The sequence below is a fragment of the Jiella soli genome (assembly GCF_020615385.1).
In the GTDB taxonomy this organism is placed as follows: Bacteria; Pseudomonadota; Alphaproteobacteria; order Rhizobiales; family Rhizobiaceae; genus VKMB-3413.
This window is the reverse complement of record NZ_JAJAVB010000009.1, coordinates 13,997-39,837: the sequence shown is the minus strand read 5'-3', so window position 1 is coordinate 39,837 and position 25,841 is coordinate 13,997. Positions and strand designations below refer to the sequence as shown.

At 67.4% G+C, this 25,841-nt stretch carries 22 protein-coding genes; 10 read left to right on the top strand and 12 right to left on the bottom strand.

What is annotated here, in order from left to right:
- The first annotated feature begins 131 nt into the window (after positions 1–131).
- Both LH400_RS05975 and LH400_RS05970 read left to right on the top strand, forming a co-directional pair.
- Positions 132–2,009, top strand: a complete 1,878-nt coding sequence (locus tag LH400_RS05975) for a glycoside hydrolase family 15 protein (protein ID WP_229151764.1) — start codon at positions 132–134, stop codon at positions 2,007–2,009.
- A gap of 36 nt (positions 2,010–2,045) precedes the next feature.
- Entirely contained in the window at positions 2,046–2,600 is a 555-nt protein-coding gene (locus LH400_RS05970; protein WP_229151763.1) for a nucleotidyltransferase family protein, read from the top strand.
- A 9-nt stretch (positions 2,601–2,609) separates the two neighbouring features.
- Here the strand turns inward: LH400_RS05970 and hemW are convergent, their stop codons facing one another.
- The 10 genes from hemW to groES all read right to left on the bottom strand — a co-directional run bounded on the left by hemW (position 2,610) and on the right by groES (position 12,415).
- Positions 2,610–3,797 carry a radical SAM family heme chaperone HemW gene (gene hemW / locus LH400_RS05965; protein WP_229151762.1) on the bottom strand — a complete coding sequence of 396 codons (1,188 nt, stop codon included), beginning with the start codon at positions 3,795–3,797 and terminating at the stop codon, positions 2,610–2,612.
- 8 nt (positions 3,798–3,805) lie between these two features.
- Positions 3,806–4,450: an RdgB/HAM1 family non-canonical purine NTP pyrophosphatase gene (gene rdgB, locus LH400_RS05960; RefSeq protein ID WP_229151761.1), complete on the bottom strand. Its 645-nt coding sequence runs from the start codon at positions 4,448–4,450 to the stop codon at positions 3,806–3,808.
- Positions 4,447–5,172, bottom strand: a complete 726-nt coding sequence (rph, locus tag LH400_RS05955; RefSeq protein WP_229151760.1) for a ribonuclease PH — start codon at positions 5,170–5,172, stop codon at positions 4,447–4,449. Before rph ends, rdgB begins: the two co-directional genes overlap by 4 nt.
- A 105-nt stretch (positions 5,173–5,277) precedes the next feature.
- Positions 5,278–5,904, bottom strand: coding sequence for an LbetaH domain-containing protein (locus tag LH400_RS05950; protein WP_229151759.1), 627 nt, complete (start codon positions 5,902–5,904; stop codon positions 5,278–5,280).
- 428 nt (positions 5,905–6,332) lie between these two features.
- Positions 6,333–7,031, bottom strand: coding sequence for an Isoquinoline 1-oxidoreductase subunit (locus LH400_RS05945; protein ID WP_229151758.1), 699 nt, complete (start codon positions 7,029–7,031; stop codon positions 6,333–6,335).
- 19 nt (positions 7,032–7,050) lie between these two features.
- Entirely contained in the window at positions 7,051–9,210 is a 2,160-nt protein-coding gene (locus LH400_RS05940; RefSeq protein ID WP_229151757.1) for a xanthine dehydrogenase family protein molybdopterin-binding subunit, read from the bottom strand.
- Between the two features lie 4 nt (positions 9,211–9,214).
- Entirely contained in the window at positions 9,215–9,673 is a 459-nt protein-coding gene (locus LH400_RS05935) for a (2Fe-2S)-binding protein (RefSeq protein ID WP_229151756.1), read from the bottom strand.
- Positions 9,674–9,980: 307 nt separating this feature from the next.
- Positions 9,981–10,163 carry a CsbD family protein gene (locus LH400_RS05930; protein ID WP_229151755.1) on the bottom strand — a complete coding sequence of 61 codons (183 nt, stop codon included), beginning with the start codon at positions 10,161–10,163 and terminating at the stop codon, positions 9,981–9,983.
- Between the two features lie 209 nt (positions 10,164–10,372).
- Positions 10,373–12,025, bottom strand: a complete 1,653-nt coding sequence (gene groL, locus LH400_RS05925; protein WP_229151754.1) for a chaperonin GroEL — start codon at positions 12,023–12,025, stop codon at positions 10,373–10,375.
- A 90-nt stretch (positions 12,026–12,115) separates the two neighbouring features.
- A complete protein-coding gene (gene groES, locus LH400_RS05920) occupies positions 12,116–12,415 on the bottom strand; it encodes a co-chaperone GroES (protein ID WP_229151753.1) in 300 nt (99 codons plus the stop codon).
- Positions 12,416–12,689: 274 nt separating this feature from the next.
- On the opposite strand from groES, the gene LH400_RS05915 reads away from it, so the two are divergent.
- The gene (locus LH400_RS05915; protein ID WP_229151752.1) at positions 12,690–13,544 is read left to right on the top strand and encodes a TIGR01459 family HAD-type hydrolase; all 855 of its coding nucleotides are present in this window, start codon (positions 12,690–12,692) and stop codon (positions 13,542–13,544) included.
- Positions 13,541–14,524, top strand: a complete 984-nt coding sequence (locus LH400_RS05910; RefSeq protein WP_229151751.1) for a bifunctional riboflavin kinase/FAD synthetase — start codon at positions 13,541–13,543, stop codon at positions 14,522–14,524. Before LH400_RS05915 ends, LH400_RS05910 begins: the two co-directional genes overlap by 4 nt.
- A 13-nt stretch (positions 14,525–14,537) precedes the next feature.
- Here LH400_RS05910 and LH400_RS05905 read toward each other — a convergent pair whose 3' ends face one another.
- Positions 14,538–14,777, bottom strand: a complete 240-nt coding sequence (locus LH400_RS05905; RefSeq protein WP_229151750.1) for a hypothetical protein — start codon at positions 14,775–14,777, stop codon at positions 14,538–14,540.
- Between the two features lie 346 nt (positions 14,778–15,123).
- On the opposite strand from LH400_RS05905, the gene ileS reads away from it, so the two are divergent.
- Together ileS and LH400_RS05895 are read left to right on the top strand one after the other, a co-directional pair.
- Entirely contained in the window at positions 15,124–18,228 is a 3,105-nt protein-coding gene (gene ileS, locus LH400_RS05900; protein ID WP_229151749.1) for an isoleucine--tRNA ligase, read from the top strand.
- 277 nt (positions 18,229–18,505) lie between these two features.
- Positions 18,506–19,180, top strand: a complete 675-nt coding sequence (locus LH400_RS05895; RefSeq protein ID WP_229151748.1) for a hypothetical protein — start codon at positions 18,506–18,508, stop codon at positions 19,178–19,180.
- Between the two features lie 55 nt (positions 19,181–19,235).
- Here the strand turns inward: LH400_RS05895 and LH400_RS05890 are convergent, their stop codons facing one another.
- Complete coding sequence (locus LH400_RS05890; protein WP_229151747.1) at positions 19,236–19,682, bottom strand: nucleoside deaminase; 447 nt, start codon at positions 19,680–19,682, stop codon at positions 19,236–19,238.
- Between the two features lie 376 nt (positions 19,683–20,058).
- Here LH400_RS05890 and LH400_RS05885 point away from each other — a divergent pair, with 376 nt between their 5' ends.
- The 4 genes from LH400_RS05885 (at position 20,059) to LH400_RS05870 (ending at position 25,832) form a co-directional block, all read left to right on the top strand.
- Positions 20,059–22,137, top strand: coding sequence for a pseudouridine synthase (locus tag LH400_RS05885; protein WP_229151746.1), 2,079 nt, complete (start codon positions 20,059–20,061; stop codon positions 22,135–22,137).
- Positions 22,138–22,142: 5 nt separating this feature from the next.
- Positions 22,143–22,700: a 16S rRNA (guanine(966)-N(2))-methyltransferase RsmD gene (rsmD, locus tag LH400_RS05880; RefSeq protein ID WP_229151745.1), complete on the top strand. Its 558-nt coding sequence runs from the start codon at positions 22,143–22,145 to the stop codon at positions 22,698–22,700.
- A 256-nt stretch (positions 22,701–22,956) separates the two neighbouring features.
- Positions 22,957–24,429, top strand: a complete 1,473-nt coding sequence (locus LH400_RS05875) for a M16 family metallopeptidase (RefSeq protein ID WP_229151744.1) — start codon at positions 22,957–22,959, stop codon at positions 24,427–24,429.
- A gap of 68 nt (positions 24,430–24,497) precedes the next feature.
- Positions 24,498–25,832: a M16 family metallopeptidase gene (locus LH400_RS05870; protein WP_229151743.1), complete on the top strand. Its 1,335-nt coding sequence runs from the start codon at positions 24,498–24,500 to the stop codon at positions 25,830–25,832.
- Positions 25,833–25,841: the final 9 nt, after the last annotated feature.

The following is a 25,841-nucleotide window of genomic DNA, read 5'->3' as shown; positions in this document are numbered from 1 at the left end:
GAACTTCCGGGCATTTCCAGCCCGATCGATCTCGGCGGAGCCTTCCTTCCGGCGCCGATTGCCGTCTTCCGGCTGACGAATCCCGGCTCCGGCCTATGTGCGAGGGCATCAATCTGCATGGAGACGCCAGCATGAGCAAACCGATCGAGTCCTATGGTCTCATCGGCAACATGATCTCGTCGGCGCTTGTCGCAAGCGACGGGTCGGTCGACTGGATGTGCCTGCCCCGCTTCGATTCCCCGGCCTGCTTCGCGTCCCTGATCGGCGGCCCGCAGAACGGCTACTGGAAGATTGCGCCGGCGGACGAGACGGTTACCGTCGCCCGACGCTACCTTCCGGACACCGCCATCCTCGAGACCCGCTTTACGACGGAAACCGGGACCGTGGCGGTCACCGACTTCATGCCGCTCAGCGACGACGAGCAGAAGCTCGATCTCGTGCGCATCGTCACCGGCGTTTCGGGAACGGTCGAAATGTCGATGGAGCTCGTCCTGCGCTTCGGCTACGGGCGCGACGTGCCCTGGGTGCGCCGGCGCGACTACGGCCTGTCCGCGATCGCCGGTCCGCATGCGGTCGAGCTCCATACCAATGTGCCGCTCGAGGGGCGGGACATGCGCACGGTCGCCTCCTTCACGGTGGGCGAGGGGGACGTCGTGCCCATGACGCTCTCCTATCACCCGTCGCACCAGACGCCGCATTTCGCGCCCGACCGCTGCGAGAGCCTCGAGCGCACGGTGATCTGGTGGCGCGAATGGGTGAAGAGCGGCAGTTTCGAGACGATGCCGGACGAGTGGCGCGAGCCGGTCGTCCGCTCGCTGATCACGCTGAAGACGCTGATCTTCTCGCCGACCGGGGGGATCGTCGCCGCGCCGACGACCTCGCTGCCGGAGGCGATCGGCGGCTCGCGCAACTGGGACTACCGCTATTGCTGGCTGCGCGATTCCGCGCTGACGCTCTATGCGCTGCTGAACGCCGGCTATCGCGAGGAAGCGGAAGCCTGGCGGCAGTGGCTCTTGCGCGCCGTCGCGGGCGAGCCGGCGCAATTGCAGATCATGTACGGTCTTGCCGGCGAGCGCTGGCTCACGGAATGCGAGCTGCCCTGGCTCGCCGGATACGAGGCGAGCCTACCGGTCCGCGTCGGCAACGGTGCGGCCGACCAGACGCAGCTCGACGTCTTCGGCGAACTGATCGACACGCTGCATGCCGCGAGGGAGGCCGAACTGCAGCCGCAGGAGGAAGCCTGGCGCATGCAGAAGGTGCTGCTCGAACATCTGGAAATGGCGTGGCAGTCGCTCGACCGGGGCATCTGGGAGGTGCGCGGGCCGGAACGGGCCTTCACCCATTCGCGCATGATGTGCTGGGTCGCCTTCGATCGCGCCGTCGTCAGCGTCGAGCGCTTCGGCCTCGACGGGCCGGTGTATCGCTGGCGCGCCCTGCGGGACGAGATCCACGCCGAGATCTGCGAGAAGGGCTTCAATCGCGACAAGAACAGCTTCGTCCAATATTACGGCGGGGAGACTCTCGATGCGAGCCTCCTTCTGATGCCGCAGCTGGGCTTCCTGCCGCCGGACGACCCGCGCGTCGCCGGCACGATCGCCGCGGTCGAGCGGGAGCTGATGCGCGACGGCTTCGTGCTGCGCTATTCGACGGACCATTCCGACGATGGGGTCGGCGGCGAGGAGGGAGCCTTCCTCGCCTGCAGCTTCTGGCTGGCCGATGCCTACATCCTGTCGGGCCGCGTCGACGACGCCCTCGCGCTGTTCGGCAGGCTGCTCGGCATCGCCAACGATCTCGGGCTTCTGGCGGAGGAGTACGATCCGAAGGCGGGGCGGCTCGTCGGCAATTTCCCGCAGGCCTTCTCCCATATCGGCCTGATCAATACCGCCCACAATCTCGTCAAGGCGATGGGCCCGGCGCGCCAGCGCGCGCAACATCGGGCGCCTGACAGTGTCGAGACGGTCTCGCCCGGGGACGAGACGAGCCCGGTGGCGAAGGCCGGAGCCGGCTGAGAGCCGGCGCCGGCGCGCAGCAAGGCGAATCCTACCATGTCGTCCGACCCGATCCTCGGCTGCGCCCTCGCCAACCCCGTCAATGTCGCGCTTCTCGACCGGCTGGCGCGGCTCGGCCTGCCGCAATGCCATCTTGCGGCCGGCTGCATCTTTCAGGCGGTCTGGAACCAGAAGTCCGGCCGCGATGCCGGCTGGGGCGTCCGCGATTACGACGTCTTCTATTTCGACGCGGCCGATCTGAGCTTCGAAGCCGAGGACAGGGTGATCAGGCGGGTCGAAGCCGCGACCGCCGATCTCGGCGTGCGGGTCGAGGTGCGGAACCAGGCGCGGGTGCATCTCTGGTTCGAACGCCGGTTCGGCGTGACCTATCCGCCGCTCGGCTCGGCGCGAGAGTCGGTCGACCGCTTCCTCATCGCCTGCACCTGCGTCGCCGTCGAAGTGGGGTCGAGGACGGTCTATGCGCCGGACGGCTTCGGCGATCTCGAAGGCGGGATCCTCCGGATGAACGCGCATTTCCCACAGCCCGAACGGTTTCGGCTGAAGGCCGACGACTATCGCCCGCGCTGGCCGTGGCTGACCGTGGCCGGGTAAGGCCGGGGGTCAGGCGAGGTCCGCCACCACAGCATCGAGCACCAGCATGCCCGCGGGCGTCGCGCGGATGCGGTCCGGGCCGAGCCGCTCGATCATGCCGTGCGAACGAAGATCGGCCTCGCTCTCCCGGTCGATGTCGCGGCCGGCGAGCTTCCGCCAGCGGCTGAGGTCGATCCCCTCGCTGAGCCGGAGGCCCATCAGCAGCAGTTCGTCCGCCTGTTCCTCGGCCGTCAGCGGCTCGTCCTCCACGGCGCCCCAGTCCCAGGCCTCGACCATCTTCAGCCAGGTTTCGGGCAGCGTCTCGTTGGCGATCGCATGGCGGCCTCGCTCGCCCATGAGGCGGCCATGTGCGCCGGGCCCGACCCCGGCATAGAGCCCGTAGCGCCAATAGGTGAGGTTGTGGCGTGATTCCGCGCCCGGCACGGCATGGTTGGAGATCTCATAGGCGGGTAGGCCGCGTTCCGCCGTCAGACGCTGCGTCGACTCGTAGAGCAGGGCCGAGGTCTCGCCGTCCGGCACGATCAGCTTGCCCGCCTTGTAGAGAGCGTGAAAGGGCGTGCCCTGCTCGATCGTCAGCTGGTAGAGCGACAAGTGATCGGCGGCGAGGTCGATCGCCTGGGACAGTTCGGCCTCCCAGGCCTCGACCGTCTGATCGGGCCGGGCGTAGATCAGGTCAAACGATAGCCGCGGAAAGGTCTCGCGGGCGAGCCGGATCGCCCCCAGCGCCTGCTCGACGTCATGCAGGCGGCCGAGGCGGCGAAGGTCGGGGTCGTTCAGCGCCTGGACGCCGAGCGACACCCGATTGACGCCGGCCGCGCGGTAGCCGCGGAAGCGCTCTGCCTCGACGCTGGACGGATTCGCCTCGAGCGTGATCTCGGCGCCCTCCGCCACCGTCCAGTTGGCGGCGACCGCGTCGAGGATCCGGCCGACCGTCGCCGGCGCCATCAGCGAGGGCGTGCCGCCGCCGAGGAAGATCGAGGTCACCGTCTCGCCGGACGAACGGCGCGCCGCCTCCCTCAGTTCGCGCTCAAAGGCGCTCGCGTAGCGGTCCTGGTCGACCGGCTTGTGGCGGACATGGCTGTTGAAGTCGCAATAGGGGCATTTCGCCGCGCAGAACGGCCAGTGCACATAGACGCCGAAGCCGGGATCGCGAGGCACCGGCGAAAAGGACAGGATTTGCGAGCTAGGAGCTTGCATGTGGAGGGTCATTCGGCTCCGAGCGCCTCGCGGGCGAATTTCTGGAAGGCCCGGGCACGGTGCGACAGCGCGGTCTTCTGGCCCGGCTGCCAGGCGTGCTTCTCCGCCGACATCATCTCGCCGAAGGTCCTCTCCTCGCCATCCGGCAGGAAGATCGGATCATAGCCGAAGCCGAGCGTTCCGCGCGGCGGCCAGACGGCAGTGCCATGCACCTCGCCGCGAAAGAAATGCGTCTCGCCGCCCGGCAGCGCGAGGCAGAGCACGGCGACGAAGGTCGCGCGGCGCTTGTCGGGCGTCGTCGCGCCAGCCGCCTGCAGCTTCTCCTCGACATTGCGCATCGCCATGGCGAAGTCGCGCTCGGGTCCGCCCCAGCGGGCCGAATAGATGCCGGGATCGCCGTTCAATGCCTCGATGGCGATGCCGGAATCGTCCGACAGTGAGGGAAGGCCGGTCGCTTTCAGCGCAGCAAGCGCCTTCAGTTCGGCATTTTCTTCGAAGGTCGTGCCGGTCTCTTCCGGGTCTTCCAGGCCCTTTTCGGCGGCCGAAGTGATGGTGAAGCCGAAGGGCTCCATCAACTCGCGGATCTCCCAGATCTTGCCCTTGTTGTGACTGGCGACGAGCAGGGGGCCGTCTTCGGCCCTGAGGATCTTCACCAGGTCTCTCCGAGGACACGGCGCTGGGTGGAGACGAGTTCGTCGATACCCTTCTTGGCGAGCGCCAGGAGCTGCATCAGCTCGTCCTGCGAAAACGGCTCGCCCTCGGCCGTGCCCTGGATCTCGATGATGCCGCCGCCGCCGGTCATGACGAAATTGGCGTCGGTGTCGGCGGTGGAATCCTCGGCATAGTCGAGGTCGAGCACGGGTTCGCCGGCATGGATGCCGCAGGAGACGGCGGCGACATGGCCGAGCAGGACGTCGCGGCGCTTCACCATGGCCCGCTCCTCCATCCATTTCAGGCACTCGGCGAGCGCCACGAAGCCGCCGGTGATGCTCGCGGTGCGGGTGCCGCCATCGGCCTGGATGACATCGCAGTCAACGGTGATCTGGCGTTCGCCGAGCGCCTTCAGGTCGACGATGGCGCGCAGGGACCGGCCGATCAGGCGCTGGATTTCCTGGGTGCGGCCGGACTGCTTGCCGGAGGCGGCCTCGCGGCGCATGCGCTCGCCGGTGGCGCGGGGCAGCATGCCGTATTCGGCGGTCACCCAGCCCTTGCCGGAATTCTTCAGGAAGGGCGGCACGCGCTCTTCCAGGCTCGCCGTGCACAGCACCTCGGTATGGCCGAATCGCACGAGGCAGGAGCCCTCGGCGTGACGCGAGACGCCGGTGTCCATGGAGACGTCACGCATGGCGTCGGCGGGGCGTTTCGATGGGCGCATGGGGTCGTCCTGACTTCTTGTCTCAGCGATGATGATTATACGCGTCGGATTGAGCCGGGCTTGTAGCGGTGATGGGCCTGAGGATCAAAAGAATTTCGAAATCCTTTACGACGCCTGCGCCGGGGCCTGATCGACATGGCCGAGCCTGGGGACGATCGTGCCGGGCAGGAGGAGCGCGCCGGGAGCGATCACCGCATTCGCCCCGATCCTCGCGCCGTCGCCGACGAGGCTGCCGAATTTGACGATGCCGGTCTCGATCACGCCTCCGGCATGGCGAATTCTGATGCGCCGGTCCGTCCGCTCGTTGCGGTGATTGGCGATGACGGCGCCCGCCTCGATGTTGACGTTCGCGCCGAGGATCGAGTCGCCGACGAAGTTGAAATGGGCGATATGCGTTCCGGAAAAAACGAGGGTGGACTTCACCTCGCAGCCGGGGCCGACGCAGCAAGCCTCGTCAAGGAAGACGCCGCCGCGCAGATAGGCACCAGCGCCGACGAAACAGCCCGGCCCGACCACGAGCGGTCCCTTGAGGACGGCGCCCGGCTCGACGACGGCCGACAGCGCCACGGCGATGTCGCCCTCCACACGATAGGCGTCAGGCTCGAGGCGGGTAACCAGTCCGGCGACATGCTCTCTCGCGCGTCCGGTGATGAGCCAGGGCGCATCGCCGGCGATGGCCGCGAAGGGGCCGTTTGAGAAGCTTTCGATGAAATCGGCGAGCGCGACGGTCATGCCGGGCGGTGCTGCATCGGCCGGAACAAGGTCAGATCAGCGCCGGGCGCGTGCAAGCGTGTGTGCCTGCTGGCGCATCTCCCTGACGCACTGGGTAAAGGGTCCCGTGCCGGACCGGTAACCGAAGCGGGCGCATTCGGCCTCCGCCGACAGAGGCCGTTCGACCGCCGAGGACGTGGCGTTGCAGCCGGCAAGAGCCGCCAATACCAGGAGAAGGGAAAGGCGGGAGAGGGGGGAGAAGACGTTCATCTGATGTGACGGGCCATGGCGGGAATCGGACGCGCGGCGATTGCAGCGCCCGATTGTCCGTCGATCCGGACGAAAAAGCCATATGCCTTGAGAACGACATGCCGACCGAAACCGGCATGCCCGGAAACTTCGCGCGGGAGCGGGCGCTCCGGCAGCAAGGCCGGAACGCCGGCCGATCCTCAGTCCTGCGGACAGTGGGCGCCGGTGGCCGCCCAGGCTTCGTAGAGCTTGCCGAACTGTTCCTGGGTTCCCGGCACCTTCTCCCGGCCTTCACCCGGATGCCAGCCCCAGCCGACGAGGTCGTCATTGGCCATGTGGTCGACGAGTTCGGCCAGAGTCTTGCCGCCGTTGCGGTCCTGGTCCTTGATCTGCCGGCAGATCTCGCCCAGCGTCTTGCCCTGCCACGCCATTTCGATGGGTGCGAGGTGCCAGTTCGGATTGCCGGGGATCGACTTGATCCCCTCCGCCTGGGCGACGAGCTTGACGTTGTCGGGACCGTGGCAGGTGTTGCAGGTCATGCCGGGCACGCCGAAATTGGCGTCGCCCCGCTGGACCGGCGGCTGGTGCAGATGCATGTCCATGCCCTGCAGCGGCCGGTTTCCGGCCGGATGGCAGTTGACGCAGCGCGGATGCAGGAGAACCTTGCCGGTCTCCTTGAAGATCGCGATCGAGCGCTCCGTCTCGTCCTTGATGTTGTCGAACTCCGAGACCTGCTTCAGCGTGTCGGGCTTGATCTCCGACAGCGGCCTGACGGCCGGCGTCGACGGCTCCGGCGCCTCGGGCGCCCGCTCCTGCGCGCCCGAAAGGGCCGGCGCCAGGGCAAGGGCGGCAATAAGCGTGATGCCGGCCAGACGGCCGGCAGTTGAGAGATGTCGCATCACGTGTCGGTACTCGCTGTTAGGCCGTGAGGGCGCTGACGATCGGCAGGCGGCGGACGGGCTGACCCGTCAGCCTGCGCCAGGCATTGGCGACCGCCGGTCCGATCGGCGGCACGCCCGGCTCGCCGACGCCGGTCGGAGCCTCCTCGGAGGGGATGATCGCCACCTCGACCTCGGGCATCTCGTTGATGCGGAGCGAGCGGTAGTCGTGGAAGTTCGACTGGACCACCCCGCCGCCGTCGCCGAGCGTGATCTGGTCGAAGAGGATCGCGCCGAGCCCGTAGCCGATGCCGCCTTCCATCTGGGCGGTGATGATGTTCGGATTGACCGCGACGCCGCAGTCGACCGCGCACCAGACCTTGTGGACGCGCGGCATGCCGCCATCGCCGAGCGAGACCTCGGCGATCTCCGCCACATAGGTGTTGAAGCTCTTGTGGACGGCGACGCCCCGCTGCCGGCCGTCGGTCGGCGTCGAGCCCCAGGATGCCATCTCGGCGACCTTCTTCAGGACGCCCGCCTCGCGCGGGTGGTCCTTCAAGAGTGCCAGGCGCCCTTCCACCGGATCCTTGCCGGCCCGTTCGAGAAGCTCGTCGATGAAGGTCTCGACCGCGAAGCCCGTATGCGTGTGGCCGACCGAACGCCACCACAGGATCGGCACCTTCAGCTGTGGCTGATAGCCGGTGACGCGCAGGTTCTCGATCGCATAGGGCATGTCGGACGCGCCCTCGACCGTGGTCTCGTCGAGCCCGTCCTTCTTCATGATCGACTGGCCGACGATCTTGTGGTTCCAGCCGACGATGTTGCCGTCCTTGTCGATCGCGCCCTTGATGGAGTGGACGTAGATCGGACGGTAGAAGCCGCCCCGGATGTCGTCCTCGCGGGTCCAGACATGCTTCATCGGACGCGCCATGCCGGATGCCTTGAAGGCCTCCGCCGCCTCGCGCATGTAGGGCGAGCCGAACTGCGCGCGGCGCCCGAAGGAGCCGCCGGCGAGCTGCGTGTTGACGCGCACCTTGGCGGGGTCGACGCCGCAGACATCGGCAATCGCCGCCTTGTCCTGACCCGGGAACTGGGCGCCGTTGTAGCAGTCGATCGAGCCGTCCTCCGCCCGGATCAGCACCGCGTCGAGGGGCTCCATCGGCGCATGCGCCAGGAAGGGGAAGATCATCTCGGCTTCGAGCGTGGTGATGCCGCTGCCCGAAAGGGCGCTGTCGACATCGCCATTATTCGTCGCCGAGAGGCCTTCATTCGCCATTTCGCTCCGGTAGTCGGCGTAGATCTCCTCACTCGACCGCGTCTCGGCCTGCGACAGGTCCCACTCGATCTCGAGCGCGGCACGCGCCTTGAGTGCGGCGAAGGTGTTCTCGGCGAACACAGCCACCCCTTGCGGGATCGCCTTGATGTCGACGATGCCGGGCACCTTGCGGGCCTCCGCGTCGTCGAAGCTCTTCACCGTCGCGCCGAAATGATCGGGATGGGCGACCATGGCGATCAGCATGTCGTCGGCCAGGACGTCGAGCGTGAAGACGGCCTTGCCATTGGTCTTTTCCGGCGTGTCGAGCTTGTGGCGATCCTTTCCGATCAGGACGAAGTCCTTGGGATCCTTCAGCTTGACGTCGGAAGGCGCGTCCATGGTCGCGGCCTTGTCGGCGAATTCGCCGAACCCGCCCTCCTTGTTCTTGCCGGCGTGCCGGATGCGGCCCTTCTCGACCGTGATCTCGCCCGCCGGAACATCCCAGGCGTCGGCCGCCGCGGCGACGAGCATCGCGCGGGCAGTCGCGCCGGCCGTCCGCATCTGTTCGTAGGAATTGGCAATCGCGGTCGAACCGCCGGTTCCCTGCAGCCCGAAGGCGAGATTCTTGTAGAGGTCGTCGTCGGCAGGCGCCGCGGCGACGCGCATCTGGCTCCAGTCGGCGTCGAGTTCCTCGGCAACCAGCGTGGTGAGGCCGGTATAGGGACCCTGGCCGAATTCGATATGCTTGGACAGGACCGTCACCGTGCCGTCCGGAGCGACCCGGACGAAGGCGTTGAGGTCCTTGTGCGGGCCCTCGGCGCCGGCGGGTGCGCCCTGGATCAGCGAGCCGGCGAGCGCGTTGCGCCCGGCAAGGGCGACGCCGATGACGAGGCCGGCGCCGGCGAGAAAGCCGCGGCGCGTGGCCCGAACGTTCTGAATGCCCATGGTGTCAGCCCTCCAGCGTCTTGGCGGCGTCGTGGATCGCCTGGCGGATGCGCTTGTAGGTGGCGCAGCGGCAGATATTGCCGGCCATCGCGCCGTCGATGTCGTCGTCGCTCGGGCTCGGGTTGAACTGCAGGAGCGAGACCGCCGACATGATCTGGCCGGACTGGCAATAGCCGCATTGCGGCACGTCGATCGCGGTCCAGGCGGCCTGGACGGCCTTCGCCTCCGGTCCGTCGACCCCTTCGATCGTGGTGACCGACGAGCCATCGACGGTCGAGATCGGGGTCACGCAGGAGCGGCGGGTCATGCCGTCGAGATGGACCGTGCAGGCACCGCACTGCGCTATGCCGCAGCCATATTTGGTGCCGGTGAGCTTCTCGGCGTCGCGGATGACCCAGAGCAGCGGCGTGTCGGGATCGCCGTCGAAGGTCTTTTCCTCGCCGTTGAGGGTGAAGGTGATCAAGGGCGCCTCCTGTCGATGACTCGCCGATGCGATTGGTCAATGCGTCGCGCGCCAGCCGTCCGAACGGAGGGCCGGCTGCCAGACCTGGATCGCTTCTAAACTATCCGTAAGCCGGCCAACGGCAAGGCAGATCGGGATCGGTTCCCTCACTTGCGGGTGAACACTGCGTTTGTAGCGCCGTCTGTCCCGGAAAGGTGGAACGCGTGTCGCGGGAGGGCATTGCGTCGAACAGCGGGCACGGCAGAGCGTAACGAAAAGGGCCGCCCCGTTGCCGGGACGGCCCTTCATGATGTGATCGCCGTTGAGATCAGCTGGTCTGGTCGCGAACCGCGTCCTTGACCTTGCCGTAATTCTTCTGGGTCTTGCCCTCGACCTGATCGGCCTGGCCTTCGACTTCCATGTCGCGATCGTTGGTCGCGCCGCCCACGGCTTCCTTGATCTTGCCGCCGACTTCCTTGGCGCCGCCCTTGACTTCGTTCTTGTCGACCATTGTCGGAACCTCCTGGTTATCGGCATGAGTGCCGATTGTCGGGAGAGTAACGAACTGAAAGCAAAGGCGTTCCGTAGCGAGCTAGCACCGACGGCCGGAGCGGCTGGCGCCGATGCGGTGCGGGTGCGACATGCCTCAAGACGCAGAAAGGGGCCCGGCGATGCCGAGCCCCTTCCGATCGGTTCCGGAGGCGATCCGGGCGGGACTTCTTAGAAGTCCATGCCGCCCATGCCGCCCATTCCACCCATGCCGCCGGGCATGCCGCCGCCGCCGGCCGACTCCTTCTTCGGAGCCTCCGAGATCATGGCTTCGGTGGTGACCAGCAGGCCGGCGACCGAGGCCGCGTCCTGCAAGGCCGAGCGAACGACCTTGACCGGATCGACGATGCCCATCTGGATCATGTCGCCATACTCGCCCGTCGCGGCGTTGTAGCCGAAGGAGAGCGAGGAGTTCTCGAGGATCTTGCCGACGATGATCGAGCCCTCGGCACCGGCGTTCTGGACGATCTGACGGATCGGAGCCTGAAGCGCCTTGCGGACGATGGCGATGCCGGCGTCCTGGTCGGAGTTGATGCCCTTGAGGTCGACGGCGTTGGAAGCGCGCAGCAGCGCGACGCCGCCGCCCGGAACGATGCCTTCTTCGACGGCCGCGCGGGTCGCGTTGAGGGCGTCGTCAACGCGATCCTTCTTCTCCTTGACCTCGACCTCGGTCGCACCGCCGACGCGGATGACCGCGACGCCGCCGGCGAGCTTGGCCAGGCGCTCCTGGAGCTTCTCGCGGTCGTAGTCCGAGGTGGTCTCCTCGATCTGCGCCTTGATCTGACCGACGCGGGCCTTGATCTGCTCGGACTCACCGGCGCCATCGACGATGGTGGTGTTTTCCTTGGTGATCGAGACCTTCTTGGAGCGGCCAAGCATGTCGAGAGTGACGTTCTCGAGCTTGATGCCGACGTCCTCGGAGATGACCGTGCCGCCGGTGAGGATCGCGATGTCCTCGAGCATGGCCTTGCGGCGATCGCCGAAGCCCGGCGCCTTGACGGCGGCGATCTTCAGGCCGCCACGCAGCTTGTTGACGACGAGCGTGGCCAGGGCCTCGCCCTCGACGTCCTCGGCGATGATGACCAGCGGCTTCGAGGACTGGACGACAGCCTCGAGAACCGGCAGCAGCGCCTGGAGGTTGGAGAGCTTCTTCTCGTGCAGGAGGATGTAGGCGTCCTCGAGCTCGGCGACCATCTTCTCAGCATTGGTCACGAAGTAAGGCGACAGGTAGCCCCGATCGAACTGCATGCCCTCGACGACTTCGAGCTCGGTCTCGGCGGTCTTGGCTTCCTCGACAGTGATGACGCCCTCGTTGCCGACCTTCTGCATGGCGGCGGCGATCATCTCGCCGATTTCCTTCTCGCCATTGGCCGAGATGGTGCCGACCTGCGCGACTTCGTCAGAGGTGTCGATCGAGCGGGCGGCCGAGCCGAGCGCCTCGACGACCTTGGCGACCGCGGCGTCGATGCCGCGCTTGACGTCCATCGGGTTCATGCCGGCGGCAACCGCCTTGGCGCCCTCGCGGACGATCGCCTGGGCGAGAACGGTCGCGGTGGTGGTGCCGTCACCGGCCTTGTCGTTGGTCTTCGAGGCCACTTCGCGCACCATCTGGGCGCCCATGTTCTCGAACTTGTCCTCGAGCTCGATCTCCTTGGCGACGGTGACGCCGTCCTTGGTGATGCGCGGAGCGCCGAAGGACTTGTCGATGACGACGTTACGACCCTTCGGGCCGAGGGTCACCTTCACCGCGTCGGCGAGGATGTCGACGCCGCGCAGCATGCGCTCACGAGCGTCGCGGCCGAATTTTACGTCTTTAGCTGCCATGTTGATATTCTCCCGGGCGCGCCATGAAGGCCGGCGCCGTTTGAAGTTTCATCGTTGCGTGGATCGAAGAGACCGAAAGCTCGTCTCGCCTCAGGAGGCGACAACGCCCATGATGTCGGACTCTTTCATGATCAGGAGGTCTTCGCCGTTCAGCTTGACCTCGGTGCCGGACCACTTGCCGAAGAGGACGCGGTCGCCGGCCTTGACGTCGAGCGGCACGACCTTGCCGGACTCGTCACGCGCGCCGGAGCCGACGGCGACGATTTCGCCTTCCTGCGGCTTTTCCTTCGCGGTGTCGGGGATGATGATGCCGCCAGCGGTCTTGGCTTCGGACTCCACCCGGCGAACCACGACGCGGTCGTGCAGGGGACGGAAGTTCACAGCTGCCATGTTCGTTTGAACCCTTCGTTGGACGTAACGCCGGACCCGTTCCGGCATCCGGCTGAAGCTTGAGTAGCACTCAGTGGTGACGAGTGCTAACAGCCTCGACATAGGGATTGGCGCCAAGCGCTGTCAAGATGGCGTGAACGCAAAATTCGACATCGACACGCAGCCTGCGTTCGGCGGTGCAGCATTGACGGCCGCCCGCCCGGCCGCTGCCTTGACCCGTCGTCGCCCGGTCTCTATCGCCTGCGCGATCGCACTCATTCCAGGCGGATAGCGCATGGACCGCATCGATTCGCAACCGACCCGAAAGATCGCAGCCCTCGCGGAGGTGGCCGGCGGCTATGCCGCGATCTTCTGCGACATATGGGGCGTCGTGCACAATGGCGAGCGAAAACATCCTGCGGCAGAAGAGGCGCTTGTCGCGGCGCGCTCGGGCGGTGCGCGGGTCGTCCTCCTGACCAATTCGCCGCGCCCGGCGGCGGCGGTGATGGAGCAACTCGACGGCTTTGGCGTCACCCGGGAGGCCTATGATGCGGTGGTCACCTCGGGCGACGCCACGCGCGCGCTGATCGCCGAGAGCGGCGGTCCGGTCTTCCATATCGGGCCGGAGCGCGACCTCGACCTATTTGCCGGCCTCGACGTCGAGCGGACCGGCTCGCCAGATGCGGCGAGGGCGGCGGTGGCGACCGGCCTTTACCATGACGAGAAAGAAACCCCTGACGACTACCGCGACCTCCTCGCCGACCTGAAGGCCCGCGACCTTTCGATGATCTGCGCCAATCCGGACATCGTCGTGCATCGCGGCGAGCGCCTGATCTACTGCGCCGGCGCGCTCGCCCGCGACTACGCCGCGGCCGGCGGCAAGGTCGAACTCGCCGGCAAGCCGCATGCCCCGATCTATCGCCAGGCGATGCGGGTTGGCGATATCGCGCAGGACACGGGTATCCTCGCGATCGGTGACGGGCTGATGACGGACGTTAAGGGAGCCAACGACTTCGGCTGCGACGTGCTCCTGATCATCCACGGCATTCATGGCGCCGAGTTCGGCGCGGCGCCGGCGGAGGAGGTCGTTGCCCGTGTCCTCGCCGAAAAGGGCCTCGCCGCCCGATATTTCATGGCGGCCTTGGCGTGAGCAGAGGAGCGATCGCGCGGCTGCCGGGGGGCGAGACGCTTGCCCCCCATCTGTCCGGGGCTGTCGTCGCGATCGGCAATTTCGACGGCGTCCATCGCGGCCACCAGGCGGTCCTATCGGTCGCCCGCGAGATCGCCGGGGCGGAGGGCTGCCCGCTCGTCTGCATGACCTTCGAGCCGCATCCGCGCACCGTATTTTCTCCGGACCGGCCGGTCGCCCGGCTGACCCCGGCGCCGATGCGGGCGAAGCTTCTCGAGGCGCTCGGCTTCGACGCCGTGGTCGAGCAGGCCTTCGACCGCGAGTTTGCCGGACTGACTCCCGAGGCCTTCATCGAGACCGTCATCGTCGGCTGCCTGAAGGCGGCGCATGTGGTCGCGGGCTTCGACTTCCATTACGGCGCCAGGCGGGCCGGTACGCCGCAGACGCTGATCGCCGCTGGCGAGGCGCATCGCTTCGGCGCGACGCTCGTGCCGGCCTTTCAGGACGAGGGCGGCGAGACGGTGTCGTCCAGCCGCATCCGCGATCTTCTCTCGGCGGGCGAGGTGGCGGAGGCCGCCGGCCTGTTCGGCTATCGCTGGACCATTCGTGGCACGGTCCAGAAGGGGGCCCAACTCGGCCGCAAGCTCGGCTATCCGACCGCCAATATCACGCTCGAGCCGGAGACCATGCTGAAGTTCGGCATCTACGCCGTGCGTCTGCGCCTGGCCGACGGAACGCTCCATGACGGCGTCGCGAGCTTCGGGCGCCGGCCGACCTTCGACGACGGGGCGGCTCTGTTCGAGACCTTCCTCTTCGACTTTTCGGCCGACCTTTACGACGAGACGGTCGACGTCTCGCTATTCGCCTTCCTGCGAGGCGAGGAGAAGTTCGAAAGCGCCGAGGCGCTGATCGCCCAGATGGACCGCGACGCCGAAGAGGCGAGGGCGGTGCTGGCGGGAGCGGTGCCGCTGTCCGGGCTCGACGACGCGATCGCGTTCTGAGGCGCATCAGCCCTCATTTGTCGTCGTCCGGCATGCGCTGGCCCAGCATGATCGCGAAGCCGATCTGCACGCCGGAAAAGGTCAGGCCGAGAAAATAGACGACCAGCGCGAAGGCGAGCCATCCCAGGTCGGATTCGCGCATCACGCGGCCGAACCCGCCGACATCGATCATGACCAGCGCAAAGGTCACGAACGCTGCGGCCGCAAAGCCGATCAGCGCGTTGCGCAGAAGAAACCGCATGAGGGCCGGCATGGCGAAGCCTTTTGAGAGCCGGAGGCGGATGCGCCGGAGTTATCCGGAAGGATAGATGCCGGCGCATCCGCGGCAAAGTCCGATTTCCGTTGCCGGCGACGGGGCAGCGTCACGTGCCTTGCCGGTGGCGCGGCCATTCTCGTTCTTCCCTTCGCTCCGCCGAGTTGCTAAAGCCAGCGCCCATGTCGGGAACGTGCGCACGCCACGCCATTTTGCGAATTAGCCGCCCGGCCTTCTGACCGGCTCGCTGCGAGCCGGCGAAGGGCCGGGACGCTTTGCCTTCTCGCACCGACGCGGATTTCCTCGCGCCGCTCTCCTCTTCGCGGCGAACGATACGGTACCCCAGATGACCGACAAGACGACCGAAACCGGACCTTCCGACGCTGCCGAAACCGGCACGGTGGATTATTCCAAGACGCTGAACCTGCCGGAGACCGAGTTTCCGATGCGCGCCGGTCTTCCCAAGGCCGAGCCGGAATGGCTTGCCAAATGGGACGGCATGGACCTCTACGGCAGACTGCGTGAGGCCGCGAAGGGCCGGCCGAAATACGTCCTGCACGACGGGCCGCCCTATGCCAACGGCAATCTGCATATCGGCCACGCGCTGAACAAGATCCTGAAGGATGTCATCAACCGCTCCTTCCAGATGCGCGGTTACGACGCGAACTACGTTCCCGGCTGGGACTGCCACGGCCTGCCGATCGAGTGGAAGATCGAGGAGCAGTACCGGGCGAAGGGCAAGGACAAGGACGAGATCCCGGTCAACGAGTTCCGCAAGGAATGCCGCGACTTCGCGACCCACTGGGTCGGCGTCCAGACCGCGGAATTCCGCCGGCTCGGCGTCGAGGGTGATTTCAAGAACCCCTACCTCACCATGGCGCACGATGCCGAGGCGGTGATCGCTGGCGAACTCCTGAAGTTCGCCATGTCGGGTCAGCTCTATCGCGGCTCCAAGCCCGTGATGTGGTCGGTGGTGGAGCGCACCGCGCTCGCCGAGGCCGAGATCGAATACGAGGAACACGAGTCCGATACGGTCTGGGTGAAGTTTCCGATCGTGCGCAGCAGCGAGCCGGGCGAGCCGCTCGGCACCGGCGCGGCGTTTCGGGAGGCGGCCGTCAGCCAGAACGCTGAAGGGAGCGACGGTCCTCTCGGCCTCCTGCAGGGCGCGTCGATCGTCATCTGGACGACGACCCCCTGGACGATCCCCGGCAACCGGGCGATCGCGTTCTCCGATCGCATCGCCTACGGCCTTTATGAAGTGACCGCGCCGGACGACGCCGAGAATCCGCGCTGGGCGCGGAAGGGCGAGCGGTTTCTCATGGCCGACGCTCTGGCCGCCGACGTGTTCGCGAAGGCGCGTGTTCCGGAGGGCGGCTTCCGCCGCCTGCAGGACGTGCCGGCAGCACAGATCGCATCGCTCGTCTGCCTCCATCCGCTTCGCCAGTTTGGCGGTGGCTACGAGTTTCCGGTACCGCTCCTCGACGGCGATCACGTCACTGACGAAGCCGGCACGGGCTTCGTTCACACCGCGCCCGGGCACGGCCGGGAGGACTTCGACGTGTGGATGGACATGCGCCGCGATCTGGAAAAGCGGGGCATCGACACGGCCATTCCCTTCACCGTCGACGACGACGGCTTCTACACCAAAGACGCGCCGGGCTTCGGTCCGGATGCGCCGGAGGGGCCGGCCCGCGTCATCGACGACAAGGGCAAGAAGGGCGACGCCAACAAGCGCGTCATCGCGGCCCTGATCGAGGCCGGCAATCTCATTGCCCGCGGCCGGCTGAAGCATTCCTATCCGCACTCCTGGCGTTCCAAGAAGCCGGTGATCTTCCGCAATACGCCGCAGTGGTTCGTCCATATGGACCAGGATCTGGGCGGCTACGGGCTGGGCGGCCTTGATCTCGTGAAAGAGAAGCTCGGCCTCGAAGACGACACGCTGCGCAACCGGGCCCTCAAGGCCATCGACGACACCCGCTTTGTCCCCGCCTCCGGTCAGAACCGGCTGCGCGGCATGATCGCCGACCGGCCGGACTGGGTTCTCTCCCGCCAGCGCGCCTGGGGCGTGCCGATCTGCGTCTTCGTCGACGAGGACGGCCAGGTTCTCAAGGACGAGGCGGTGAACGAGCGCATCGTCGAAGCCTTCCGGCAGGAGGGCGCCGACGCCTGGTTCGCCGAGGGCGCCAAGGAACGCTTCCTGGGCAACGAGCACGATGCCGGCAAGTGGACCATGGTCCGCGACATCCTCGACGTCTGGTTCGATTCCGGCTCGACCCACGCCTTCTGCCTGGAGAAGCGGCCGGACCTCAAATGGCCGGCCGACCTCTATCTCGAGGGTTCCGACCAGCATCGCGGCTGGTTCCACTCCTCGCTGCTGGAATCCTGCGGAACCAGGGGCCGGGCGCCCTATGACGCGGTCCTCACCCATGGCTTCGTCATGGACGAGGAAGGGCGCAAGATGTCGAAGTCGCTCGGCAACGTCGTCACCCCGCAGGAGGTGATCAAGCAGTCCGGCGCCGACATCCTCCGGCTCTGGGTGGTCTCGTCCGACTATTCAGAGGATCTGAGGCTCGGCAAGACGATCCTGCAGACCAATATCGATAGCTATCGCAAGCTGCGGAACACCATCCGCTGGATGCTCGGCACGCTCGCCCACGATACCGGCGAGAACGTCCCGCTCGATCAGATGCCGGAGCTGGAGCGGCTGATGCTCCACCGCATCGCCGAACTCGACGACCTCGTGCGCAAGGGATACGACGGCTTCGACTTCAAGCGTATCTCGCGGGCGCTCATCGACTTCGTCGTGGTGGAACTGTCGGCCTTCTATTTCGACATCCGCAAGGACGCGCTCTACTGCGACCCGATCTCCTCCACCCGCCGCAAGGCGGCGCTGCAGGTGGTGCGGGAGCTCTTCGACCGTCTCGTCACCTGGCTCGCGCCGATGCTTCCCTTCACCATGGAGGAGGCATGGCTGTCGCGCCATCCGGGCGCCGAGTCCGTCCATCTGGAGCAGTTCCGCCCCGTTGATCCGGCCTGGCGCAATGGCGATCTCGCCGCGCGCTGGCAGAAACTCCGGCGGGTTCGTCGCGTGGTGATGGGGGCGCTCGAAGAGAAGCGCCGGGACAAGGTGATCGGCTCCTCGCTCGAGGCTTGGCCGACGGTCCACATCGCAGACCCGGAGCTGAAGGATCTCGCCGCCTCCGTGGACTTCGCCGAGATCGCCATCACCTCGGGATTGACCGTCACGGGCGACCCGGCTCCGGACGACGCGTTCCGGCTGGCCGATACGCCGGATGTCGCGGTCGTCTTCCACAAGGCCGAGGGCAGGAAATGCGCCCGGTCCTGGAAGATCACCGGAGATGTCGGCTCCGACCCGGAGTTCCCGGACGTCTCGGCACGCGACGCCAAGGCGCTGCGCGAGCTGCGGGCGGCGCAGGCGGACGCGGCCTAGCCGGCCTCGCGTGGCCTGCCGACGAAACCTCGCGGCCCGCCCCGTTCGCTTGCGGGGCGGGCCGCAAGTTCTTAAGAGAATGCCTGGAATTCGCCAGAATTTCGTGCAACTGGCTGTGATCGTCTGGATCGACCGGCGCCGCGTCAGGTGCCCTGGGGGTTCGATTGCAGCGCCGCAGGAATTGGGGCCGCGGCTTGCAGAATGGAAAAGTCAGCGTGATCCGCAGCGGCGAGCCATGATGGTTTCCGAGGGTCATGTCGCAGGGGGACGTACGAGAATGATCCCGAATCCCGTCCGCAACGCGCTCGGCGCCGCGGCCATCGTCGCTGGGTGCCTGTCGCTCGGCGGCTGTCTCGGCCCGACCTACGGCACCGGCAAGTCGCAGGGCGAGACGCTGTTCGACGACGTCAACAATTTCGTCGCGCTCGGCGATACCGACAAACCGCAGATCGCCTACACGCCGCGCCCCGAACTGGTGAAGCCGGAGAACACGAAGGTTCTGCCGCCACCGGCGCCGACCCGCAACACGGTCGACGATCCCAATTTCCCGGAATCGCCGGAAGCGCGCACGCGCCGGCTGCAGGCGGCGGCCTATCAGGGCGACGGTCCGCTGCCGGCCTCCGTCGCGACGGCCAGCAAGGAAGGCGTGACGCAGGACTATCTCGACCGCACAACGCGCGGGCAAGGCCGCTACAATGCGCAGACCGAGCACAGCGCCAATATCCTGTCGCCGCAGGAATTGCGCAGCCGCAAGGAGCTCATCCAGGCGCGCCTGAAGGAGCAGCGGCAGGGCAAGCCCACCGAGCGCAAATATCTGAGCGAGCCGCCCGTCGCCTATCGCCAGCCGGCCGCAAGCGCGCCGGTCGGCGACCCCGGCGAGGACGAGGAGACCAAGGCGCGGCGCCTCAAGGGCAATCGCGGCCTGTTCGAGCGGATCGGCGATCTGTTCTAAGGGGCGAAGGGACCAGCATCCGGCGGCCGCACGGGCCGGCGGATGCGGGCAGCGCTCAGCGCCTGTCCTGGAAGAAGCGCCGCAACAGGTCGGCGCTCCGGGTCGCGCCAATACCGGAATAGACCTCCGGCCGGTGGTGGCAGATGGCCTGCGAGAAGAAGCGCGGGCCCGATTCCACGGCGCCGCCCTTTTCGTCTGACGCACCGAAATAGAGCCGCCTCACGCGCGCGAAGGAGATCGCCGCCGTGCACATGGCGCAGGGCTCCAGCGTGACGTACAGATCGCACTCCGGCAGCCGCTCCGAGTTCAAGATCTGGCAGGCGGCACGGATCGCCAGCATCTCGGCATGGGCCGTGGGATCCGATCGACGCCGCGTCTCGTTGCCCGCGCGGGCAAGGACGGCGCCCTCCCTGACGACGACGGCACCGACCGGCGTCTCGTCGCGCTCGGCCGCAGCCAGTGCCTCGTCGAAGGCGAGGTCCATGAAATTCGGCCGAACCATCTTCAAGCTCTCTCGCACGAGGGGCCGCGACCTGCTAGTGGTCCGATTCCGACATTTTGCACCGGTCTTGTTGAGGGGCCTCAGCAAATGTCGAAATCGAAAGACCACTAGTCATGGTTCTTGTATCTGGTGATGTTTCGAATTCGACATTTGCCGCGGCGCTCGGCCCGGATCGGAGCCGAATGTCAGATCAATCCCCTAGGCGGTTGGTGACGATCAGGCAACCGTCGCGCGCGCTCCCGCGTCTTGACCAGGAGCGGGGTACTGCGCGACGCAGCACCGCAATGCGGCGCCGATGTGCATAGCGGCGACGCCGACACGGACATTCTTGAATTCGACGGCAGCGCCTGATGGCGGCTGCGGCAGAGAGATTGGCATGAGCGATACGACGAAGGGCGGCGGAAAAGGTCGCGACAGGCGGCCGGGCGGAACCGGACCGCGAGGTGGCGGTGGCCGGGGCGGCGGTGCCGGCCGAGGCGGACCGCGGCAGGACCGGCCGCGCGAGGGCGCGGAAGCAGGCGGGCGGCCGCGTGGTGGCAAGGAGCGACCGGCGCCAGCATCCGCCGGGGCAGGCGGCGCGCGCGACCGGGGAGATCCGCCTCGCTTTCAGCGCAAGCGTTCGCCGCGCGATGACGGCGCCGGTGAGGCCCGCGGTGAGAACCGCGCCGGCGGCATCGGCGGGCGGCCGTTCCGCAAGCGCGGCGATGGCGCCCCGGTGGAGCAGCGGTCCGGCGACAAGCCCCGCCGCTTTGCGCGCGGGGAACGACCGGCGCGCACGGCAGAGGGCGCGGCGGGCGAAGGGGCGGGCAAGGAGCGCAAGCCCTTCAAGCCGAAGAGTCGCGGCATGCTGTCCCATGGCGAAGGCCGGGGGGAGAACGCCGGGCGCGGCGACCGGCCGAAGAGCTATGGCCGGTTGAGCCACGGAAAGCCGCAGGGCGAGGGGAAGCCGGCAAGGGCGGGTGACGGCGAACGCAAGCCGCGTCCGGCCCGCCCGGACCGAGGCGGGGGCAGGGGCGAACGGACCGAGCGGGCGGAGCTTACGGAGACGCCGATCGCCGGCGAGACGGCCGCCTCGCAGGAGCCGATGCGCATCGCCCGACGCCTTGCTCGCGCCGGGCTCGCCTCGCGCCGCGACGCCGAGGCGATGATCGCCGAGGGGCGGGTCAGCGTGAACGGCGAGGTGCTCTCGTCGCCGGCGCGCGACGTCGGTCCAAAGGACAGGATCATCGTCGACGGCGAGCCGCTGCCTGCGATCGAGCGCACGAGGCTGTGGCTGTTCCACAAGCCGGCGGGACTCGTTACCACCAATCGCGATCCCGAAGGCCGGGCGACCGTCTTCGATCATCTGCCGAAGGACATGCCGCGTGTCCTCACCATCGGGCGGTTGGATATCACCACCGAGGGGCTCCTGCTCCTGACCAATGACGGCGGCCTCGCCCGCGTCCTGGAACTGCCCTCGACCGGCTGGCTGCGGCGCTACCGCGTGCGCGCCCACGGCTCGATCGATCAGGCGCGGCTCGACGAGTTGCGCCAGGGCATCGCCATCGACGGCGTCTTCTACGGCGCGATCGAGGCGACGCTCGACCGCGAGCAGGGTGCAAATGTCTGGCTGACTCTCGCCCTGCGCGAAGGCAAGAACCGCGAGGTGAAGCGCGTCCTCGGCCATCTCGGCCTCGACGTGAACCGGCTGATCCGCCTCTCCTACGGCCCGTTCCAGCTGTCCGACCTCCCCGAGGGGGCGGTGCGCGAGATCCACGGCCGGACCCTGCGCGATCAGCTGGGACCTCGGCTGATCGAGGAAGCGGGCGCCGATTTTGATGCTCCTGTCGTCACGCCCTTCTCGAACAAGGCCGTGGAAGGGGAGCGGATCGCCGACAAGGGCGGCCGGAGTCCAAAGGCGGCGACGCAGAGCACCTGGATCTCGGCTAGCGAGACTGCGCCCAACAAGAAGCGGGCGCGCGAGGGCAAGCGCGAGGATGCGCTCGGCCGGCTCGACACCAAGGCACGGCGCCCGGATCGCGAGCGGGGCGGCGAGGGCCGGACGGACAAGCCGCGCGGCGAGCGGCCGCAGCGCGCTGCCGACGCCGCGGCGCGGCCGGGCAAACGCTTCGACGGGCCGAAGAAGCCCTATGGCGACCGCGGGGCGGCCGGCGGCGACGATCGCGCCGCGGCGCCGAAGCGCCCGCCGCTGGGTGCCCGCCGTTCGGCCAATGTGTGGATCGCGCCGGGCGGACGGCCGCAGGGTCCGAAGAAGACCGAAGAGGCCGCCGAGCGGGCCGCCGGCCACAATTCCGTGGAACGGATGGAAAGGCCGGGATCGCGCAGCCGGAAGCCCGGGGGCGCGCCGCGCGACGCCAAACCCTCTGGTCCCCGCGGCAGCGAGCGGCCGCGCAGCGGCTCCAGGCCCTCGGGCGGCGATCGGCCGCGGGGCCCCGGCCGGCCCAAAAAGGACTGACGGGCATGCGGATCGTCGGCGGCGAGTTCCGGGGCCGCAAGCTCGCCGAGCCGAAATCGGACTCCATTCGCCCGACCACGGACCGCAACCGCGAGAGCCTGTTCAACATCCTGTCCCACCGGGCCGATATCCGGCTCGATGGGGCGCGGGTGCTCGATCTTTTCTCCGGCACCGGCGCGCTCGGCTTCGAGGCGCTGTCGCGCGGGGCGAAGTTCTGCCTCTTCGTCGAGGAAGGCGTCGAAGGCCGCGGGCTCATCCGCCAGAGCGTCGAGGCCTTCGGCCTGCAGGGGCGCTCGAAGATCTTCCGGCGCGACGCGACGCGCCTCGGCGCCGCCGGCACGATGGAGGCCTTCGACCTTCTCTTCGCCGATCCGCCCTATGGCCAACGGCTTGGCGAGGCGGCGCTCGCCGCGGCCAAGGCCGGCGGCTGGCTGAAGCCCGGCGCCCTCGCGGTTCTGGAAGAGGCAGGCGATTCGGCCTTCGACCTGCCGGAGGGTTTCGTCCTCGACGACGAACGGGCCATGGGCGGCACGGTTCTTCGGCTGCTGCGCCTCGAGGGGTGATCGCGCAGCATGCGGTTACACATGGGTGGCAGAGAAACGCGGGATCCACGCCGTGATGAGCGCATAGCGCAGGACAAGATGCCGCAGTGCCGTGTCTTGAAAGAACCCTCTACGTGGCCCACGAAACCTTGCCTGTTCTTCGGTAGCGGTTCGAGCATCGCAGATGCTCTAACGAAACCGTAACTGGTCAGGATTCCCGCAATTCGACATAGTCCGCGGCCAAGACATGCGGAAACGATCGAGAAGCGGACGTATCATGAGATTACTTTTGCGCATCGCCGGCTTGGCCACGCTCGCCGCCAGCCTGTCGCTGCAGGCTGCCCCCTCGGCGTTCGCGGCCGGAACCGAAGGGACGGCAAAGCCCGCCGCCGCGGCGCCTTCCGGCCATGAGACCGGAGCGGCCGCGGCGACCACGACGCAACCCTCCGACGACGCCACCTCGAAGGAGGACCCGCAGGTCGCCAGCTTCGAACTCGCCAACGGCATGCGGGTCGTCGTTCTGCCGGACCACCGGGCCCCGGTCGTCACCCAGATGGTCTATTACCGGGTCGGGGCGGCCGACGAGGCGCCGGGCGAGAGCGGCATCGCGCATTTCCTCGAACATCTGATGTTCAAGGGCACGACCAATCATCCCGAGGGCGAGTTCTCGCGCAGTGTCGCTGAGATCGGCGGCCAGGAGAATGCCTTCACCACGCAGGATTACACCGGCTATTATCAGCAGGTGCCGGCCGACTCCCTGGAAATGATGATGGCCTACGAGGCCGACCGGATGGAAAACCTCATCCTCACCGATGAGGTCGTTCTGCCGGAGCGCGACGTCATCCTGGAAGAGCGGCGGATGCGGATCGACAATGATCCCGCCGCGCAGCTGTCGGAGGCGGTGCAGGCGGCGCTGTTCGAGAACAGCCCCTACGGCATTCCCGTGATCGGCTGGCGCTCGGAGATGGAGAAGCTGAGCCGCCAGGACGCGATCGCCTTCTACGACAAGTACTACACGCCGAACAACGCGACGCTGCTCGTCGCCGGCGACGTCAGCGAGGCCGAGGTGCGGAAGCTCGCCGAAAAGACCTTCGGCAAGGTCCCGCAGCGCGCCGATCCGGGGCCGCGCATCCGCCCGCAGGAGCCACAGCCGCTCGCCGAGCGGACCGTGACGCTGCGCGATCCGAAGGTGACCCAGCCCTCGATGCAGCGCGTCTATCTCGTCCCCTCCGCGACGACGGCGGCACCGGGCGAGGCGGAAGCGCTCAACATCCTCGCCGATATTCTGGGCGGCGGCACCACAAGCCGGCTCTACCGCTCGCTGATCGTCGAGGAGGGGATCGCCGCCGGAACCGGCGCCTATTACGACGACACCGCGCTCTATGACGGCAGGTTTGCCGTCTATGGCACGCCGCGCGGCGCGGCAGACCTCGGCGCGGTGGAGAGCGCGATCGACGCCGAGATCGCGCGCATCGTCAAGGACGGCATCACCGAGGACGAGCTCGAACGGGCGAAGAACCGGGTGCGCAAGAACCTCATCTATCTGCGCGACAGCCAGACCGCCATGGCCCGCCGCTTCGGCGCGGCGCTGTCGACCGGCCAGACCATCGCCGAGGTCGAGGACTGGCCGAAGCGGATCGAGGCCGTCACCGTCGCCGACGTCGATCGCGTCGCCCGCGAATATCTGAAGCCCAAGCGCTCGGTCACCGGCTATCTGAAGCCGGAACCAGCCGCCGAGACGCGCTCCTGACGCCGTCTTTCCGCCCGCGGCTTCATCCCACGAAGAGTGGGCACGCATCCTGGAAGGAACGACAATCCATGGACTTCTCCAATCTCAAGCGGCCTCTTGCCGCGCTCGCCGCCTGCGGCTTCGCCCTCACGGGCTCGCTTGCGGCGACCCTGCCCGCCGCGGCCGTCGACATCCAGGAGGTGACGAGCCCCGGCGGCATCAAGGCGCTGCTCGTCGAGGATCATACCAATCCGCTGATCTCGATGAAATTTGCCTTCAAGGGCGCCGGCTCCACCCAGGACGCTCTCGGCAAGGAAGGCACCGCGAACCTGATGTCCGGTCTCCTCGATGAGGGCGCCGGCGACATCGAGAGCGCCGAGTTCCAGAAGCGTCTCGACGATACCGGCGTCTCGATGAGCTATGACGCGAGCCTCGACAATTTCACCGGTTCCTTCCGCACCATCACCGAGTTCGACGACGAGGCTTTCAATCTCCTGCGGCTGTCGCTCACCGAGCCACGCTTCGACCCGGAGCCGGTCGACCGCATCCGCGGCCAGATCGCGACGGGCATCATCGCCAACCGCAACGATCCGCGCGAGATCGCCTCGCGCACCTTCCGAGAGACGGTCTTCGCCGGCCATCCCTATGCCCGTCCCGTGGAGGGCACGGTCGACACCCTGAAGGCGGTGACGCCGGACGATCTGAAGGCTTTCCGTCAGCGGACCTTCGCCAAGGACGACCTCTATGTCGGAGTCGTCGGCGACATCACGCCCGAGGCGCTCGGCAAGCGGCTGGACGAGGTCTTCGGGGCGCTGCCGGAAAAGGCGGATCTGAAGACGATCCCGCAGACCCAGCCGATCATGGACAAGACGGTGCCGGTCGACCTCGCCGTGCCGCAGACGGTGATCCAGTTCGCGCTGCCGGGCGTGATGCGGGACGATGACGACTTCTTCGCCGCCTATCTGATGAACCACATTCTCGGCGGCGGCTCCTTCACCTCGCGCCTCTATACCGAGATCCGCGAGAAGCGCGGCCTCGCCTATGGCGCCTCCTCCTTCCTGGCAAGCTACGACCACGCCGCCGTCCTCGGCATCTCGACGGCGACCCGCTCCGACAAGGCGGCCGAGACCGTGCGGCTGATCCGCGAGGAGATCGAGAAGATGGCGAAGGACGGGCCCACCGACGAGGAGCTGAAGAAGGCGAAGGACTATGTGAAGGGCTCCTACGTCGTGCGCAATCTCGATTCCTCGCTCGCGGTCGCCTCGACGCTGGTCGGAATCCAGCTTGACGATCTCGGCATCGACTATATCGATCGTCGCCAGAAGCTCATCGACGAGGTCACCATGGATCAGGTCAAGGCTGCGGCCAAGAAGCTCCTGTCGGTCGAACCGACGGTCATCACCGTCGGTTCCGCCGGAGCCTGACGCTCCGGC

Excerpts from the sequence above, each read along its gene's own strand:
- LH400_RS05895 (WP_229151748.1), top strand. The coding sequence starts at position 18,506 with ATGATCCCGAATCCCGTCCGCAACGCGCTCGGCGCCGCGGCCATCGTC.
- LH400_RS05950 (WP_229151759.1), bottom strand. The coding sequence starts at position 5,904 with ATGACCGTCGCGCTCGCCGATTTCATCGAAAGCTTCTCAAACGGCCCC.
- LH400_RS05905 (WP_229151750.1), bottom strand. The coding sequence starts at position 14,777 with ATGCCGGCCCTCATGCGGTTTCTTCTGCGCAACGCGCTGATCGGCTTT.
- hemW (WP_229151762.1), bottom strand. The coding sequence starts at position 3,797 with ATGCAAGCTCCTAGCTCGCAAATCCTGTCCTTTTCGCCGGTGCCTCGC.
- LH400_RS05870 (WP_229151743.1), top strand. The coding sequence starts at position 24,498 with ATGGACTTCTCCAATCTCAAGCGGCCTCTTGCCGCGCTCGCCGCCTGC.
- LH400_RS05915 (WP_229151752.1), top strand. The coding sequence starts at position 12,690 with ATGGACCGCATCGATTCGCAACCGACCCGAAAGATCGCAGCCCTCGCG.
- LH400_RS05970 (WP_229151763.1), top strand. The coding sequence starts at position 2,046 with ATGTCGTCCGACCCGATCCTCGGCTGCGCCCTCGCCAACCCCGTCAAT.
- rph (WP_229151760.1), bottom strand. The coding sequence starts at position 5,172 with ATGCGCCCATCGAAACGCCCCGCCGACGCCATGCGTGACGTCTCCATG.
- LH400_RS05885 (WP_229151746.1), top strand. The coding sequence starts at position 20,059 with ATGAGCGATACGACGAAGGGCGGCGGAAAAGGTCGCGACAGGCGGCCG.
- groL (WP_229151754.1), bottom strand. The coding sequence starts at position 12,025 with ATGGCAGCTAAAGACGTAAAATTCGGCCGCGACGCTCGTGAGCGCATG.
- LH400_RS05975 (WP_229151764.1), top strand. The coding sequence starts at position 132 with ATGAGCAAACCGATCGAGTCCTATGGTCTCATCGGCAACATGATCTCG.
- LH400_RS05940 (WP_229151757.1), bottom strand. The coding sequence starts at position 9,210 with ATGGGCATTCAGAACGTTCGGGCCACGCGCCGCGGCTTTCTCGCCGGC.
- LH400_RS05875 (WP_229151744.1), top strand. The coding sequence starts at position 22,957 with ATGAGATTACTTTTGCGCATCGCCGGCTTGGCCACGCTCGCCGCCAGC.
- ileS (WP_229151749.1), top strand. The coding sequence starts at position 15,124 with ATGACCGACAAGACGACCGAAACCGGACCTTCCGACGCTGCCGAAACC.
- rsmD (WP_229151745.1), top strand. The coding sequence starts at position 22,143 with ATGCGGATCGTCGGCGGCGAGTTCCGGGGCCGCAAGCTCGCCGAGCCG.
- LH400_RS05890 (WP_229151747.1), bottom strand. The coding sequence starts at position 19,682 with ATGGTTCGGCCGAATTTCATGGACCTCGCCTTCGACGAGGCACTGGCT.
- LH400_RS05945 (WP_229151758.1), bottom strand. The coding sequence starts at position 7,031 with ATGCGACATCTCTCAACTGCCGGCCGTCTGGCCGGCATCACGCTTATT.
- LH400_RS05930 (WP_229151755.1), bottom strand. The coding sequence starts at position 10,163 with ATGGTCGACAAGAACGAAGTCAAGGGCGGCGCCAAGGAAGTCGGCGGC.
- groES (WP_229151753.1), bottom strand. The coding sequence starts at position 12,415 with ATGGCAGCTGTGAACTTCCGTCCCCTGCACGACCGCGTCGTGGTTCGC.